The 15509-nt window shown below is 49.9% G+C and carries 14 protein-coding genes and 1 tRNA gene; 10 read left to right on the top strand and 5 right to left on the bottom strand.

Translation table 11 applies throughout. From position 1 onward, the window contains the following. Positions 1-1155, bottom strand: a complete 1155-nt coding sequence (locus BFP76_RS04700; protein WP_099592026.1) for an LLM class flavin-dependent oxidoreductase — start codon at positions 1153-1155, stop codon at positions 1-3. 101 nt (positions 1156-1256) lie between these two features. Here BFP76_RS04700 and BFP76_RS04695 point away from each other — a divergent pair, with 101 nt between their 5' ends. From BFP76_RS04695 to BFP76_RS04680, 4 genes are all read left to right on the top strand, one after another. After that, on the top strand, positions 1257-1967 hold the full coding sequence (locus BFP76_RS04695; protein WP_099592025.1) for a GntR family transcriptional regulator: 711 nt from the start codon (positions 1257-1259) through the stop codon (positions 1965-1967). A gap of 8 nt (positions 1968-1975) precedes the next feature. Further along, complete coding sequence (locus BFP76_RS04690; protein ID WP_099592104.1) at positions 1976-3097, top strand: Gfo/Idh/MocA family protein; 1122 nt, start codon at positions 1976-1978, stop codon at positions 3095-3097. Between the two features lie 64 nt (positions 3098-3161). Next, the gene (locus tag BFP76_RS04685) at positions 3162-3803 is read left to right on the top strand and encodes a PEBP family protein (RefSeq protein WP_099592024.1); all 642 of its coding nucleotides are present in this window, start codon (positions 3162-3164) and stop codon (positions 3801-3803) included. Between the two features lie 34 nt (positions 3804-3837). Further along, positions 3838-4365 carry a ricin-type beta-trefoil lectin domain protein gene (locus BFP76_RS04680; RefSeq protein ID WP_099592023.1) on the top strand — a complete coding sequence of 176 codons (528 nt, stop codon included), beginning with the start codon at positions 3838-3840 and terminating at the stop codon, positions 4363-4365. A gap of 73 nt (positions 4366-4438) precedes the next feature. Here the strand turns inward: BFP76_RS04680 and BFP76_RS04675 are convergent, their stop codons facing one another. Then, positions 4439-6214 (bottom strand): acyl-CoA dehydrogenase C-terminal domain-containing protein, encoded by a 1776-nt coding sequence (locus tag BFP76_RS04675; RefSeq protein ID WP_099592022.1) that lies wholly within the window; start codon positions 6212-6214, stop codon positions 4439-4441. Between the two features lie 297 nt (positions 6215-6511). Between BFP76_RS04675 and BFP76_RS04670 the strand changes: the two genes are divergently transcribed. After that, complete coding sequence (locus BFP76_RS04670) at positions 6512-6946, top strand: hypothetical protein (RefSeq protein ID WP_099592021.1); 435 nt, start codon at positions 6512-6514, stop codon at positions 6944-6946. Between the two features lie 25 nt (positions 6947-6971). On the opposite strand, the gene BFP76_RS04665 is transcribed toward BFP76_RS04670, so the two are convergent. Further along, a tRNA-Arg gene (locus BFP76_RS04665) sits at positions 6972-7048 on the bottom strand. 48 nt (positions 7049-7096) lie between these two features. Continuing rightward, a complete protein-coding gene (locus BFP76_RS04660; RefSeq protein ID WP_099592020.1) occupies positions 7097-7849 on the bottom strand; it encodes a FadR/GntR family transcriptional regulator in 753 nt (250 codons plus the stop codon). Between the two features lie 117 nt (positions 7850-7966). Here BFP76_RS04660 and acuI point away from each other — a divergent pair, with 117 nt between their 5' ends. Continuing rightward, entirely contained in the window at positions 7967-8959 is a 993-nt protein-coding gene (gene acuI, locus BFP76_RS04655; RefSeq protein ID WP_099592019.1) for an acryloyl-CoA reductase, read from the top strand. Positions 8960-9020: 61 nt separating this feature from the next. On the opposite strand, the gene BFP76_RS04650 is transcribed toward acuI, so the two are convergent. After that, on the bottom strand, positions 9021-10829 hold the full coding sequence (locus BFP76_RS04650; protein ID WP_099592018.1) for a BCCT family transporter: 1809 nt from the start codon (positions 10827-10829) through the stop codon (positions 9021-9023). A gap of 269 nt (positions 10830-11098) precedes the next feature. Here BFP76_RS04650 and BFP76_RS04640 point away from each other — a divergent pair, with 269 nt between their 5' ends. From BFP76_RS04640 to BFP76_RS04625, 4 genes are read left to right on the top strand one after another with little or no spacing between them, the layout of a single operon-like run. Further along, entirely contained in the window at positions 11099-12319 is a 1221-nt protein-coding gene (locus BFP76_RS04640) for an aminotransferase class V-fold PLP-dependent enzyme (RefSeq protein ID WP_099592016.1), read from the top strand. Positions 12320-12349: 30 nt separating this feature from the next. Continuing rightward, entirely contained in the window at positions 12350-13765 is a 1416-nt protein-coding gene (locus tag BFP76_RS04635; RefSeq protein WP_099592015.1) for a cryptochrome/photolyase family protein, read from the top strand. A 58-nt stretch (positions 13766-13823) separates the two neighbouring features. Continuing rightward, entirely contained in the window at positions 13824-15038 is a 1215-nt protein-coding gene (locus tag BFP76_RS04630; protein WP_099592014.1) for an SAM-dependent methyltransferase, read from the top strand. 4 nt (positions 15039-15042) lie between these two features. After that, entirely contained in the window at positions 15043-15486 is a 444-nt protein-coding gene (locus tag BFP76_RS04625) for a TrgA family protein (protein ID WP_099592013.1), read from the top strand. Positions 15487-15509 lie beyond the last annotated feature (23 nt).

Raw genomic sequence — 15509 nt, 5'->3', positions numbered from 1 at the left:
TTAACGGCGCTCTCCTGTGCCAAGCGGTGTTGAGGGGGTGGAAATGGGAACGCGGCCATATACCTCTGGCAGGGACACGTTTTTTAAATGCGGCATGACGCGTGAACCAAAATGTTCTGCTTCGTCGATATGGGGATATCCAGAAAAGATAAACGCACGGATGCCCATTTTTTGATATTCTTCGATTTTTGATAAAACCTGATCGGTTGATCCAACCAATGCCGCGCCACAGCCCGAACGCGCACGACCAACGCCTGTCCACAGGTTGGGTTCGATATAACCAAATTTATCCGCCAGTTCGCGGTTTTTCGCCTGATGTGAAACCCCAAGGGATGTTGAATCCAGCGCACGTTCGCGGATCATGCGACCATATTCATCATCCAGTTTCGATGTGATGTAATCGGCGTATTCGCGTGCCTCTTGTTCGGTGTCGCGCACGATCATATGCACACGTAATCCGTAATCCAGCGTGCGGTTGTATTTTTCAGCAACCGCGTTCACGGCCTTCATCCGTCCTGCCAGTTCATCCATTTTTTCAGGCCACATCAGATATACATCGCAATGTTGCCCACATAATTCCAAGGCAGATGGGGAATAACCGCCAAAATACAACAGTGGCCCACCGGTTTGATAGGGGCGTACGGGATCGGTTGTTAATCCTTTGAAATCATAGACTTCACCAGTGTAGTTGATTTCATCTTGTGTCCAAGCCTGTTTCAAGATTTCCACAACTTCGCGCGAACGTTGATAGCGATAATCGCTGTCCTCTTTTTGACCTGGGAAATCAGAGCTGATGATATTTACAGTCAGGCGACCCTGTAACATATGATCAAGCGTTGCGATGGTGCGCGCCAACATGATGGGTTGCATTTCGCCACAACGCACCGCCGCCAATAGGTTGATTTTTTCGGTGATCGGGGCACAACCCGCCACGAAGGACAATGTGTCCTGTCCAACCTGATAGGATGATGGGCAAAGAATGTTGCGAAATCCCTGAGCCTCGGCCGTTTTGACGATGTTGGAACAATGATCCCAGCTTGATCGCAGATCGCCATCGGGCACGCCCAAGAACTGATAATCATCTGAACACAGTGCCGAAAACCAAGAAACCTCTGCGCCATCCAAATCAGCGGATGTGACCGGAACGATTGTCATCGTTATCCTCCCAAGACCGAAACAATTTCCACTTGCTTAGCATTGAAAAACGTGTAGATCAATGGTGTATCAATTTTAGATTTGGAGGAGTCTAATCGCTGATGTCATCGCCTGATCAAAATCCCAATGACCTGCCCAAATATGTTCAGATCAGCGAATTGTTGATCCGCGATATTGCCGCGGGTCGCTTGTTGGATGGGGAACGATTGCCCCCCGAACGCGATATGGCAGAAAATTTGCATACATCCGTTGGGACATTGCGAAAATCGCTTAAAATTCTTGAACAAAAGGGCATGTTGCAGCGCATTCACGGGTCTGGCAATTACATTCGCCATGGCGTGAAAGACGACAGTTATTATGCGATGTTTCGCATTGAATTGCTGGATGGTGGCGGGTTGCCGCGTGCGGATGTGCTGGATGTATCCATCATGGATAAACCCGATGATTTGCCCCAATTTGGCACATCACCACGTGGATCACGCGTTCGTCGATTGCGCTATTTGAATGATACAATTATCGCAGTCGAGGAAATTTGGTTGGATGCAGGGGCTGGTTTGGTGGATAAAAATGCGCTTTCAGATTCGCTCTATCACTATTATCAGAAAAAGCTGGGGTTTTGGATTCACCGCGCCGAAGATCGCGTGACCATCGCGAATGTTCCTGATTGGGCGCCAGAAAAATTTACATTGTGTGCGGGTGCGACAACCGCGTTTATCGAAAGGTTTAGCTGGTCAGATGCGCCCGCACCAATCGAATATTCCCGCACATGGTTTGACACAACACGCGCACATTATGTGCAACGATTAAAATAGGAATGAATATGGGCAAGTTAGTAAATTATGGCGTCATCGGATGCGGCATGATGGGACAGGAACATCTGCGCAATATCGCATTGCTGCCTGACACAAAGGTTGGCGCGATTTATGAACCCGATGCGGATATGGCGAAACTGGCACAAGGTTTCGCACCCGATGCGGTGATGGTGGACAGCTTGGATGCATTATTGGACATCGCACAATTGGATTGTTTATTGATCGTAAGCCCCAATTTTTGCCATGTGGATCAACTGGAACAGATTGCCGCCAAACGCACATTGCCGATCTTGGTGGAAAAGCCGCTGTTTACCGATCCTGCGGATGTTGCACGGCTAGAGAAATTTCGCAAAAATTACGCAGCACCCGTTTGGGTGGCGATGGAATATCGGTTCATGCCGCCCATCACGGCGCTGCGCGATGGGGTTGATGATGCCACAGGCGGGATCAAAATGTTGACGATCCGCGAACATCGTTTTCCGTTTTTGCCAAAGGTGAATGATTGGAACCGTTTTAATCGGTATTCCGGTGGCACATTCGTTGAAAAATGTTGTCATTTTTTCGATCTGATGCGCCTGTTGGTGAAATCCGAACCGATCCGCGTGATGGCCAGTGCGGGGCAGGATGTGAACCATTTGGATGAAACATATAACGGCGAGGTCCCTGATATTTTGGACAATGGTTATGTGATCGTTGATTTTGAAAACGGTGCACGTGCGATGTTGGAATTGTGCATGTTTGCCGAAGGTTCGCGTTACCAAGAAGAAATTTCTGCCGTGGGTGGGTCAGGCAAGATCGAAGCCTTGGTTCCAGGCCCCGGGCGTTTTTGGCCAGAACATTTGGGCGATGCGCCGATCCCACAAGTGATCGTCAGCCCGCGCGACCCCAAGGGGCCAGAATTGCGCGAAATCCCCGTTGATCCAGAATTGCTGGATGCGGGTGATCACAACGGTTCAACGTTTTATCAGCATCGTGGGTTTGTCGCATTGGTGCGCGGCGAACGCGATGCGCCCGATGTCACGCTAGAGGATGGTTGGAAAGCGGTGGCCATGGGCATGGCCGCACAAGAATCCGTGCGCACAGGACAGGCGATTGATCTGCGCAAGGGCGGATATCTGCCAGAAATGTGAATTGTCGCGACAGAAGTTTGTTGTGGTCACGTATCAGCTATGCTGATCACAACAAGGAGCTGTCATGCGTATCATTATTCCAACCCTTATTGCCGCGACAATGATCCCTGCAATATCCAGTGCAGAAACCTATTCAGTGGATGTTTGGGCCGATAACTGGTTCGAAATGCGTATTAACGGTGTGCAGGTCGCAGAGGATAGCGTGCCCATTACAACCGAGCGTTCGTTTAACGCCGAAAGTTTCACATTTGAGGCAGACGCCCCATTTGTGATCGGTGTTGTGGCCAAGGATTTCAAAGAAAACGATACGGGGCTGGAATATATCGGAAGCCGTCGCCAACAGATGGGCGATGGTGGTTTGATCGTTCAGGTGAAAAATAGTGCCGGCGAAACCGTGGTTGTCAGCGATGAAAGCTGGCAATGCGCAGTGATTCATACCGCGCCATTGGATAAATCTTGCGAAAAATCCGATGACCCTGTCGCGGGCGAGGGTGTGTGTTTGTTCGAAGCCGCCGATGAACCGCAAGGTTGGGATCACGCAGATTTTGATGCATCCGACTGGCCCGCCGCCAGCGTGTATAGCGCCGCCGCCGTTGATCCAAAAATGGGGTATAATGACATCAATTGGGATGATCGCGCCGCATTTATTTGGGGCCCTGATCTGGAACAAAGCAATACGGTGTTATGCCGTGTCAGCGTTGAATAATCTCTCTTTCACTCACTTAACATAGGACAATAATATGTTGAAACCCACCGCAACCGTTATCGCACTTGGTCTGTTTTCTGGCATCGCACAGGCGGATAATGTCGAAGTTTATGTGGTTGATATGCTCGATAATATCCAAAACGGATATTGTTTGGATATCGCCAAAGGGCAGGGCGCAAATGCCAACCCAGATGACGGGCTTCAGGCGCATACTTGTTACAGCCCATCGGGCGAAATTTTTGTTGATCAGGCGTTTGATTCAGAACGTTTCGATGAAGGCGTGATGTATATGCCCGAATTTGACGTCTGCATGGCCGCGACAGGAAACGAGGCAGGCGACACAGTTGCGCTGGCCAGTTGTGACGGTTCAGCCGAGCAAAGCTGGGTTTTTGATGGTCAGGGCACGATTGCCCCCACAGCAAACCCCGAAATTTGCATCACCCTTGGCGATGAAACCCGCACAGGGCGCAGCAAAGAAAACCAGATGAAAGCGTTGACGTTGGAAACCTGTTCAGATGAATTAGCCACCGTTCAAACATGGGATACGCGCACAGCAGAATAGTGGTGATATGCACACAAAAAAACGCGGCACCCCGTTTGGAGTGCCGCGCTTAAATATTAGGTTTTAAACCTGATTAGAAATGATCGGCGTCCAGTGCCATCATTGTTTCGGCACCTGCCATTGCACGTGCTTTGTGCATTTTGACAGCGGGCAGAACACGATCCATGTAGTATTTACCAGTGGTGATCTTGTTCTTGTAGAAATCTTGATCACCTTCGCCAGATGCCATGCCTGCCAATGCGGCCTTGGCCATTTGTGCCCACATCAAACCAAGGCTGACGTGACCAAACAGGTGCAATGCATCCGTAGAACCAGCAAGGGCAGAGTTTGGATCCTTCATGCCGTTTTGCATGAAATACATCATCACTTCTTGCAGATCTTTTGACGCATCTTTCAATGGGTTCAAGAAATCGGCCAGCTCTTCGTTATCTTTGTTTTCAGAGATGAACGTTTTGATCATGTCGAAATAGGCCATGACGTGCTTGCCGCCATCCTGTGCCATTTTACGACCAACCAGATCAAGCGCCTGAACACCGTTCGCACCCTCATAGATCATCGCGATACGTGCATCACGGGCGAATTGGGACATGCCCCATTCTTCGATGTAACCATGGCCACCGTATACTTGTTGCGCCTGAACCGTCATGTCGAAACCAACGTCGGTTAGGAACCCCTTCAACACTGGTGTAAGCAGGGAAATCAAACCAAGCGCGTCTTTGTCATCATTGTGATGCGCTTTGTCCAACATCATTGCGCCCCACATCATGAATGCGCGCGCACCTTCATTGAATGATTTCATATTCATCAACATGCGGCGAATATCAGGGTGAACGATCAACGGATCAGCAGGGCCGTTCGGGTTTTTCACGCCAGTAACATCACGCCCTTGCAGACGATCCTTGGCATAGATCACCGCGTTTTGATACGCAGCCTCTGATTGTGACAAGCCTTGCAATGCCACGCCAAGACGCGCTTCGTTCATCATGGTGAACATGGCGCGCATGCCTTTGTTTTCTTCGCCAAGCAAGTAACCTGTTGCATCGTCATAGTTCATCACACAGGTCGCATTGCCGTGGATGCCCATTTTTTCTTCGATGTTGCCAACAGAAACGCCATTGCGTTCGCCAATGTTGCCTTCGTCATCAACCATGAATTTTGGAACGATGAACAAGGACACACCTTTGATGCCCTCTGGGCCACCTGGGATTTTTGCCAGAACAAGGTGGATCACGTTATCCGACAGATCATGATCACCCGCAGAGATAAAGATTTTCTGACCAGAGATTTTATATGAACCATCACCTTGTGGTTCCGCCTTGGTGCGCATCAAGCCCAAATCCGTACCACAATGTGGCTCGGTCAGGTTCATTGTACCTGTCCATTCCAGATCGGCCATTTTTGGCAACCATTTGGATTTTTGATCGTCTGTACCGTGGGCGTGGATCGCAGAATACGCACCATGAGTCAGACCGCCATACATCACAAACGCCATGTTTGCGCCAGAAAAACTCTCGCCAACTGCGGTGGCCAATGTATATGGCATACCTTGGCCGCCATATTCAGGATCAAGATCCAAACCGTTCCAACCACCAGCGCGATATTCTTCAAACGCTTCTTTGAAACCTTTTGGTGTGCGTACAACACCATTTTCAAAGGTACAGCCATCGTGATCGCCAACCGCGTTCAATGGTTGCAACAGGTTGGTTGCGATTTTGCTGGCCTCTTCCAGAACGGCGGATGTGAAATCAGCGCTCAGTTCTTCGAAACCTGGGATTTGTGCGTCTTGCACCTTTAGCAATTCATGCAAAATGAATGCTGCGTCTTTTGTTGGGGCGGTATAACTTGGCATCAAAGCCTCCTGCAAAGTTAGTAAACTGTGGTTGTTTGTGTTGGCGTTAAACTATCGTTCAAATGTTGCGCTGCACAGTACCTTTTTCGCGTTGGACGTGACGTAAACGTCAGCAAAACGCCTTGTGACGTGTGGGAAATTGGCGAAATATATGCACATCATATCCCAGCGCGGGGTTTCTTAAATGAAATGCCAATCGAAGATATTTGGCACACCCGTCAGGATTCGAACCTTAGTTGCAAAAAGCAATTTAGCATGTAAGTTAAAATCGTTGGCGTTCGCATCAGGACAGTATTCATGAAAGATTGTTGGGACAAGTTTGAAATATTTGGCAAAGTACTGCTACCAGTGGTTGTGGCAATAGCAGCTCTGTTTTTGAATAATCAGGTAAGCCAAAGAAACCTTACTGGAACCAAATTACAGATTGCAGTTGGTGTCCTTACTGGAGAGCCGAAGGATGATACCAAGGCACTTCGTGATTGGGCGATCAATGTTCTGCAACATCCTGATCGTGATCATTCGTTAAGCGAAGAAGCTGCTCTTGAGCTTCGTAAACAAGCGTTACCAAATCGATTAAGAGAAATTTCAAACTGGGGTGGTTTTGGGTATGCGGACCTTTTTCAATCGCTGGAATGCCAAGATAAAGAAGCTGAGGGCTACAATGAAACTCTCTGTTCTCATTATAGAGATTGGCAATCACCACAGCCATGGTTGATAATTCCAAGAGAATGAAAATTACCTAACCCATTGAAATCATTGGCGCACCCGACAGGATTCGAACCTGTGGCCTCTGCCTTCGGAGGGCAGCGCTCTATCCAGCTGAGCTACGGGTGCTTGTGGGTCGTATAGGGGATTGAACGGGTGGGTTCAATCTTGATTTTGTCATCTCACCGCGTTTGCCGATTGGCGCAGTTTCTCGCGTTTGGCGCGGAATTGATCTGCCAAGGTTGCGGTGTATATGGCCAAGTCGGCCAAGGCGGTTTCGGCGCGTTTGGCATCTTGGGCTTCGATCGCATCGGCGATATCGCTATGAAATTGGATGATTGTCGCACGATCGCGTTCGCTGAATGTGATCATGTTCATCAAAGGTTGCATGGATTCAATCGCGCTGACCAATTGATAGGATAATACCGCATTGCCTGCACCATCGACCAAGGCACGGTGAAAGGCGACATCGGATGCACAGAAACTTTCGTCGCTCAGCCCAGCTTGTTTTTGGCGATGAATTTCGGCGCGCATGGCGGCCAGATGATCGGGCTGACACCGCTGTGCGGCCAAGGGGATACAGGCGCGTTCGGCGGCGTATCGCGCCTCGCATGCGGTTTCGAATGATACATCATTCATCGAGAGCAGCAATGTTGATGTCGTGATTTGCTGGGGATAGGCGTCTTCAAAGCTGATCCGGTTGATGAATGCGCCACCACTGGCACCGCGTTGCGTGCGGATCAGGTTTTTCGCCGCCAAACGTTTCAAGGCTTCGCGCACTGTTGAGCGTGCCACGCCAAAGCGTTCGCCCAGTTCGGATTCAGAAGGCAGGCGTTCATCGACCAGCAATGTGCCCGCAACAATTGCATCTTGAATCGCCAATGCGATTTGGGCCGAAAGTTCACCGTTTGGTTTCAACGTGTATTTCATCGCGGATAAATATTCCAATTGTCAGACATTTAAAACATTGCTAGACATTGCCCTGAATCAGCGCCGCAATCAAGAGCATTTGCAGCGTGTTTTGGAAAAACCGTGAAAGGATAACGCATGTCATTTAACGCATTGATGGTTGAAAAAGACGACGAGGGTAAAACCCACGCTGCGGTGACGCAGATCGAGTTGGATCAACTGCCCGACGGGAATGTGACCGTGGCGGTCGAATATTCCACGGTGAATTACAAGGATGGGTTATGCATCGGGCCAGGGGGCGGGTTGGTGCGCAACTATCCCCATATTCCCGGGATTGATATGGCGGGTGTTGTCGAGTCTTCGGATGATCCGCGATATGCGAAGGGTGACAAGGTTTTGTTGACAGGCTGGCGTTATGGCGAGGTGCATTGGGGCGGTTATGCGCAAAAAACCCGTGTGAATGCCGATTGGTTGGTGGCCTTGCCCGATGGGTTATCTACGCGCCAAGCAATGGCCGTGGGCACGGCTGGGTTTACCGCGATGCAATCGGTGATGGCACTGGAAGCGCATGGATTAAAACCCGCAAACGGCCCTGTTTTGGTGACAGGGGCGGCAGGTGGTGTTGGATCAGTGGCCACCGCGATATTGGCAAATCTGGGATATGAGGTTGCCGGAGTGACTGGGCGCCCAGAAACGGCGGATTATCTGAAATCTCTTGGGGCGAGCCAGATTGTGGCGCGTGAAGAGATTAACGAAACCGTTAAACGCCCGTTGGAATCTGAAATGTGGGCGGGGTGCATTGATGCCGTGGGCGGTGCCATGTTGGCACGTGTGTTGGGGCAAATGAAATATGGTGCATCGGTGGCCTCTGTTGGGTTGGCTGGTGGGGCAGGATTGCCCGCCACGGTTATTCCATTTTTGTTGCGCGGGGTTAATCTGCTTGGGATCGACAGTGTGATGCATCCATATGAAAACCGCGTTGCCGTGTGGAAACGTGTGGCAACCGATTTACCGATGGATAAATTGGAAGACATGGTTGTGCCTGCCACCCTGTCCGATTTGCCAAAATTGGGTGCTGACATTCTGAAAGGTCAGGTCAAAGGGCGCGTTGTTGTTGATGTGAATGCATAACACGTTACCCCAATAAAAAACGGCGCCACATTGGGCGCCGTTTTCGTTTGTGAAGTGCAAATTATGCTTTGTCGCGAATACCATCACGATAAAGCGCCTTGGCCAGCGAAATCATCATCAAAACCATGATGAAGGTAAACGGCAATGCGGCAATGATCATTGCGTTTTTCAACGCATCCATACCGCCACCACCCGCAAGCAATAGCGTACCAATCACAAGGGTTAGCAAGATGCCCCAGATGATGCGGTGCTTGATGCCCGTTTCCTGTGCGCCACCCGACATGATCGTGTTCATCACCAAGATGCCAGAGTCAGCAGATGTAACCAAGAATGTCATAATCAGGATTACGCACATCACGGTAATGATCTGCAACAATCCACCCGATAACATGTTTTGCAATGTCACGAATAATTTGGCCGTGTTGGATGCACCGATGATGGATCCGTTTGCTCCACCGGTTAATTCCAGATCAATCGCTGTGGCGCCAAGGATTGTCATCCATGCAAAACAGACCAATGATGGGGCAACAACCGCACCAAGGACGAATTCGCGAATGCTGCGACCCTTGGAAATACGTGCCAAGAACAAGCCAACAAATGGCGCAAATGCAATCCACCAAGCCCAGTAAAATGTTGTCCAAGCAGCTTGCCAAGCAAATTGGCGCCCGCGTGCCGCATTGTCATACATGGTGGCAATCACGCTATCGGAATTTTCCAAGGCGGTGACGGATGCAGGCACGGATTCTGCGAACCCTGCCAACGATCCCCAAGGCCCCGTTGCACCCGCGTGCAATGCCGCGATTTCATCGGCAGGCAATGATTTGACGGCATCGGGTAATGCGGCAGTAAATTCAGCCACATCCATTGGTGCATAGGCGCTGAATGAGAGCGAAAAGAAATGCACGATATAGTCAAACAACGCGGTTGCATATGTTGTCATTGCAAACAGGAATGATCCAAAAATCACAAAGACCAACAAAAGGATCAGCGACAATACTAGGTTCAAGTTAGACAGGTATTTAACACCGCGTCCCACACCAGAAACCGCCGACACAATCGACATGCCCATGATGATGACCAATGCCACGATCAGGCCAACCTTGCTGGGTGCGGGGGCTTCTGCTCCATTCATCAACCATTGCGCACCTGTGATCGCATAAACACCATCAACAAGTTGGCTGACACCAAACCCAATAGTGACGGATACGCCCAGAATTGTTGCAACCACACCCAAGACATCAACGATATGCCCGATGGGGCCATTTGCGATGGATCCCAACAATGGTGTCAGCGCAGAGCGGATGGTCAATGGCATATCACGCGTATAGGCGAAATAGGCCAGCGACAGACCCGTTAACACATAAATGGCCCATGCGTGGAAACCGTAATGGGCAAATGTATAACGATAGGCGGATTTTAATGCCTCTTGCGTGTTGCCCTCTACTTCGCCTGCGACAACGATTGGGTTTGATCCCCACAGGCCAAGCGGTTCAGCGGTGGCGAATGTCATCAAACCCACGCCCAAACCCGCACCAAACATCATGGAAAACCACGAGAAATTGGAAAATTCAGGCTTTTCACCAGGCAAACCCAATGTACGCCGCCCAATCGATGGGATCAGCGCAATGATAAAACAAAAACAGGCAAACAGCCCGACCGCGATGATATAAAATGAATTGAACCCAACCAATAGGTTGGTGTTCCACGCGGCCAATTTGCCATTCGCACTGAGCGGCCAAATCAAGGCCCAAAGCACCAGTAATGTCATGCTGATCTTACTGATCAACGCGATCGGAAGGCTGTAGCCTTCGTAAAAACCGTTATCCGCGGTTTTTATCTCTAGATCCGTAAACGGTTCGTTGATACTCATTTTTGTCCCTCTTTTATTGTTGATTTATTTGCCCGTGCAGATTGGATTTGATGATCCACAGGTGTGGCAAACGACTCCCTTGTCACAGAAACGTTACCCGATTGGGTGTGAAAAAACTGCAAAATTCGACGTTGCTGCGCCGTGTTTGCGACAGGAATGGATATTTTTGCACATTTTTTAATCAAAGTGCGAACGGGCGTTGTTGCTTGCATCGGATCGCAAATTGCGAAACCTTGCAGGGAAAATCTTACCGCATCACAGGAAATAAAATGACCCAAGATATTGAATTTGTCCGCGCACAGTTCCCTGCATTTGAACAGGCCGCGTTAAATGGCCAAGCGTTTTTTGAAAATGCAGGTGGGTCATATACCTGTGGTCAGGTGATCAAACGGCTGGAACGGTTTTATCACGAACGCAAGGTGCAACCTTATGGCCCCTATGATGCATCGCGTTTGGGTGGCGAAGAAATGGACGAGGCACGCACGCGTCTTGCGGCAATCATGGGGGTTGATACGGATGAATTATCCTTTGGGCCGTCCACGACGCAAAATACCTATGTTCTGGCACAGGCATTTGCGAGCCATCTGAAATCGGGGGATGCGATAATCGTCACAAACCAGGATCACGAGGCAAACAGCGGCCCGTGGCGGCGATTGGCGGATCGTGGCATTGAAATTCGTGAATGGAAAATGGATCCAGAAACGGGGCATTTGGATATCTTGGATTTGGCGAACCTGTTGGATGAACGGGCAAAATTGCTGTGTTTTCCGCATTGCTCGAACGTGGTTGGTGAAATCAACGATGTGGCAGCGATTTGTGAATTGGCGCGAAAGGCGGGCGTTTATACATGTGTAGATGGGGTTAGCTATGCCCCCCATGGAATTCCCGATGTTGGTGCGCTGGGCGCGGATATCTATCTGTTTTCCGCCTACAAGGTTTATGGCCCACACCAAGGCATCATGGCAATCCGTCGCAAATTGGGTGAAACGCTGCCCAATCAAGGGCATTATTTCAATGGTGACAGTTTGTATAAACGGTTCACGCCAGCGGGCCCCGATCATGCGCAGGTTGCGGCCTGTGCGGGCATGGCTGATTACGTTGATGATTACGCGACGCATCATGGTGGCACGGGTGAAGCACGCGCACGCGGTGCATTTGTGCATGATATGATGCGCGCGCATGAAATCAAATTGTTGCAACCATTTTTGGATTACTTGGGCAACAAAAATTCCGTGCAATTGATCGGCCCACGTGATGCAAATCAAAAGGCGCCCACCGTGGCTATGCGTTTGAACATGCCCGGCGCCAAGGCCGCAGAGCAGTTGGCAGCCAAAGGAATTATGACAGGTGGCGGAGATTTTTACGGGCTGCGCTGTTTAGAGGGGCAAAATATTGATCCAAACCACGGCGTCCTGCGTATTAGTTTTGTTCATTACACAACACAGGATGAAATGGCCAAGATGATGAACGCGTTGGATGAAATTTTATAATAAATAACAAGGCATTGTGACGTAAACTTCATGACAAATCCGATCATCATATGGTTTCGCCGCGATTTGCGCATTTCTGATCACGTGGCATTAAGTAAGGCCATCGAAACCGGGCGTCCGATTATCCCTGTGTTCATTTGTGATCCGATAATGGAGGCGCTGGGCGCGGCACCCAAATGGCGATTTGGGTTGGGTGTGGAACATTTCGCCAAAACGCTCGCGGCACTTGGCAGCCGCCTGATATTGCGCCGCGGTGAACCATTGGCCGAATTACGTGACCTGATCCGCGAGACTGGCGCGGATACGGTTTATTGGTCGCGAGCATATGATACCGATGCAATCGCGCGTGATCGCGTGGTTAAGGCGGGATTGCAAAACGATGGCATCGATGCACAAAGCCATCAGGGTCATGTGTTATTTGAACCTTGGAGCGTGGCCAATAAATCGGGTGGTTATTTCAAGGTTTACACTCCGTTTTGGAAAACCGTGCGCGGGCGCCAAGTGGATGCCTGTTTACCCGCGCCCAAATCCCTGTCCCCACCAAGTGAATGGCCCGAAAGTGATACGCTAACCGATTGGCAATTGGGACGGGACATGCGGCGTGGGGCCGATGTGGTGTCGCGTTATATCTGTGTTGGTGAAACAAACGCGCAGGCGCGATTGGATGCGTTTTTGGATGATGCGATTGGTGATTATCAACGTGAGCGCGATTTTCCAAACAAGCCCTCCACATCGCGGTTATCCGAAAACCTGACATACGGTGAAATATCCCCACGCATGATTTGGCATTCAGCATATGTTGCGATGCAAAAGGGTGCACAGGGGGGCGAACATTTCCTAAAGGAATTGGTTTGGCGCGAATATGCATATCATCTGATGTATCATTTTCCCGCACTGGCCGATCAAAACTGGCGTAGCGAATGGGATACGTTTCACTGGCTGCCCGACAATGAAAATGCAGAGCGCTGGCGCCGTGGCATGACGGGCGAACCCATGGTCGATGCCGCCATGCGCGAATTATATATAACAGGCACAATGCATAATCGGATGCGCATGATTGCGGCGTCATATTTAACCAAACATCTGCGCACCGATTGGCGCGTGGGGCGCGATTGGTTTGCAGATTGTTTGATCGATTGGGACCCTGCGGCCAATGCGATGGGGTGGCAATGGGTTGCGGGGTGCGGCCCCGATGCATCGCCGTATTTTCGTATCTTTAACCCCGCCACACAGGGTGAAAAATTCGATAAACAGCAATTGTATCGCAAACGGTTTTTGTTGGATGATACCAGGGCCGAATATCGTGCATTTTTCGCCGCAATCCCAAAATCATGGCACATAACACCATCCACACCATACCCCGAACCCGCGATTTCGCTGGCCGATGGGCGCAAGGCGGCCTTGGATGCCTATGCCGCGATGCGTGGTGGTGTCGGGGAAATTTGATTGCAAGGTGACACAAAATCGTTACGCTTAACCAAGGGGGGCGTGAAGGGAGTGTGTTATGAACAAATTGACTTCGACGCAGGGCCAAACAAACCTGCCACGCTATTTTAAACAAACATTTGCGTTGCTGGGGGCGATGAAATCCGGCGCGATTGAAATTTCACTGCCTGATGGGCGCGTATTTTTGGCACAAGGCCAATCGGCAGGGCCTGTGGCGCGCCTTGATGTGATCAATCCAGACAGCTTTGCCCGCCTGATCCGCGAGGGTGATTTAGGGTTTTCAGATGCCTATTTGGATGGCTGGTGGACCACGCCCGATCTGCAATTATTGCTGGACGTGGTGTATATGAATATTAACGAGGTCGGGTATAGCTTTCCCGGTGCTGGCTTGGTGCGCATGTATGAACGCATGCGCCACTGGATGCGGGGGAATACCATCGCACAGGCGCGCAAAAACATTTCATATCATTACGATTTGGGCAATGCGTTTTACGCCAAATGGTTGGATGAAACCATGACCTATTCTTCGGCTCTGTTTAAAACGGGACAAGAGGATCTGGCCAAGGCGCAAATCCAAAAATATGCGAATCTCTGTGATGATTTAGGGGTCAAAGAGGGCGATCATTTGCTTGAAATCGGCTGTGGTTGGGGTGGATTTGCGGAATATGCGGCGGCGCAACGGGGTGCGCGATTGAAATGTTTAACAATTTCGCAAGAACAGCATGATTTCGCGAAACAACGCATTTTCAACGCTGGGTTGTCAGATCGGGTTGAGATTGTCATGCAGGACTATCGCGAAGAGCGAGGAAAATATGACGGGGTCGCATCCATTGAAATGTTCGAAGCAGTGGGTGAAAAATACTGGCCAGTTTATTTTGAAACTGTGAATAACTGTTTGAAAACAAATGGTAAGGCAACATTGCAAATCATCACCATTGCGGATGAAAAGTTTGACGCGTATCGAAAATCCGTGGATTTTATCCAAAAATACATCTTTCCAGGTGGCATGTTGCCCAGTCCAAGCGCATTGCGCCGCGAAATTGAACGTGCTGGGCTGGAATTTCAAAAATCCGTGGAGTTTGGCAAAAGTTATTCACTGACTTTGCGTCGATGGTTTGAATCGTTTAACAACAAATGGGAAGATATTGCACCGCTTGGGTTTGATCAGCGTTTCAAAAACATGTGGGATTTTTATTTAGCAGGATGCGCATCGAGTTTTCAGCACGAATTAACGGATGTAACTCAGGTCACGATGCGCAAAGTAGGAGTATAATTAAATGCCAACAGGAGCAAAATTGGTTGCCGCAATTACGTTGATGATTGTTGCGTATATCGCATCAGCAGTATTCATGCAAAGCCGCGTAACCGAGCTTAATTTAATGTCGTCCCTGTTAACGGGATCGGCGGTGATTGGGTTTGTCACAGGATGGATCGTTTTGGGCAATGAACCAGGATATGGCGGAATAGATTCCATTGCCGCAGGGTGGCGCGCAATTATCGTGGGCGTTGTTGTCGCTTGTTTTGTCTATGGTTTGGTGGTTGTGACGGGCACAATGGCGGATGGTGGTTTTTCTGAACCCCTTAACGCGGTTATCGCATGGATCCGTATTTCGCTTACGATGATGTTGCGCAGCTTTGATCCCTTTGTCTGGGTCATCTTATTTTTAGGTGGAGCGATTGCAGGGCGCTTGACGGGGATTGCCAACAAACGTTGGATATGATTGCCTCCAAGCGTGGCTTGCAG

The sequence above is a fragment of the Paramylibacter kogurei genome (assembly GCF_002742285.1).
In the GTDB taxonomy this organism is placed as follows: domain Bacteria; phylum Pseudomonadota; class Alphaproteobacteria; order Rhodobacterales; family Rhodobacteraceae; genus Amylibacter; species Amylibacter kogurei.
Note: the sequence above shows the minus strand (reverse complement) of the source record. Positions and strands in the feature narration are given on the sequence as shown.

What these genes read in the sequence shown, in the direction of transcription:
- BFP76_RS04700 (WP_099592026.1), bottom strand. Translation starts at nt 1,155, where the DNA reads ATGACAATCGTTCCGGTCACATCCGCTGATTTGGATGGCGCAGAGGTT.
- BFP76_RS04695 (WP_099592025.1), top strand. Translation starts at nt 1,257, where the DNA reads ATGTCATCGCCTGATCAAAATCCCAATGACCTGCCCAAATATGTTCAG.
- BFP76_RS04690 (WP_099592104.1), top strand. Translation starts at nt 1,976, where the DNA reads ATGGGCAAGTTAGTAAATTATGGCGTCATCGGATGCGGCATGATGGGA.
- BFP76_RS04685 (WP_099592024.1), top strand. Translation starts at nt 3,162, where the DNA reads ATGCGTATCATTATTCCAACCCTTATTGCCGCGACAATGATCCCTGCA.
- BFP76_RS04680 (WP_099592023.1), top strand. Translation starts at nt 3,838, where the DNA reads ATGTTGAAACCCACCGCAACCGTTATCGCACTTGGTCTGTTTTCTGGC.
- BFP76_RS04675 (WP_099592022.1), bottom strand. Translation starts at nt 6,214, where the DNA reads ATGCCAAGTTATACCGCCCCAACAAAAGACGCAGCATTCATTTTGCAT.
- BFP76_RS04670 (WP_099592021.1), top strand. Translation starts at nt 6,512, where the DNA reads ATGAAAGATTGTTGGGACAAGTTTGAAATATTTGGCAAAGTACTGCTA.
- BFP76_RS04660 (WP_099592020.1), bottom strand. Translation starts at nt 7,849, where the DNA reads ATGAAATACACGTTGAAACCAAACGGTGAACTTTCGGCCCAAATCGCA.
- acuI (WP_099592019.1), top strand. Translation starts at nt 7,967, where the DNA reads ATGTCATTTAACGCATTGATGGTTGAAAAAGACGACGAGGGTAAAACC.
- BFP76_RS04650 (WP_099592018.1), bottom strand. Translation starts at nt 10,829, where the DNA reads ATGAGTATCAACGAACCGTTTACGGATCTAGAGATAAAAACCGCGGAT.
- BFP76_RS04640 (WP_099592016.1), top strand. Translation starts at nt 11,099, where the DNA reads ATGACCCAAGATATTGAATTTGTCCGCGCACAGTTCCCTGCATTTGAA.
- BFP76_RS04635 (WP_099592015.1), top strand. Translation starts at nt 12,350, where the DNA reads ATGACAAATCCGATCATCATATGGTTTCGCCGCGATTTGCGCATTTCT.
- BFP76_RS04630 (WP_099592014.1), top strand. Translation starts at nt 13,824, where the DNA reads ATGAACAAATTGACTTCGACGCAGGGCCAAACAAACCTGCCACGCTAT.
- BFP76_RS04625 (WP_099592013.1), top strand. Translation starts at nt 15,043, where the DNA reads ATGCCAACAGGAGCAAAATTGGTTGCCGCAATTACGTTGATGATTGTT.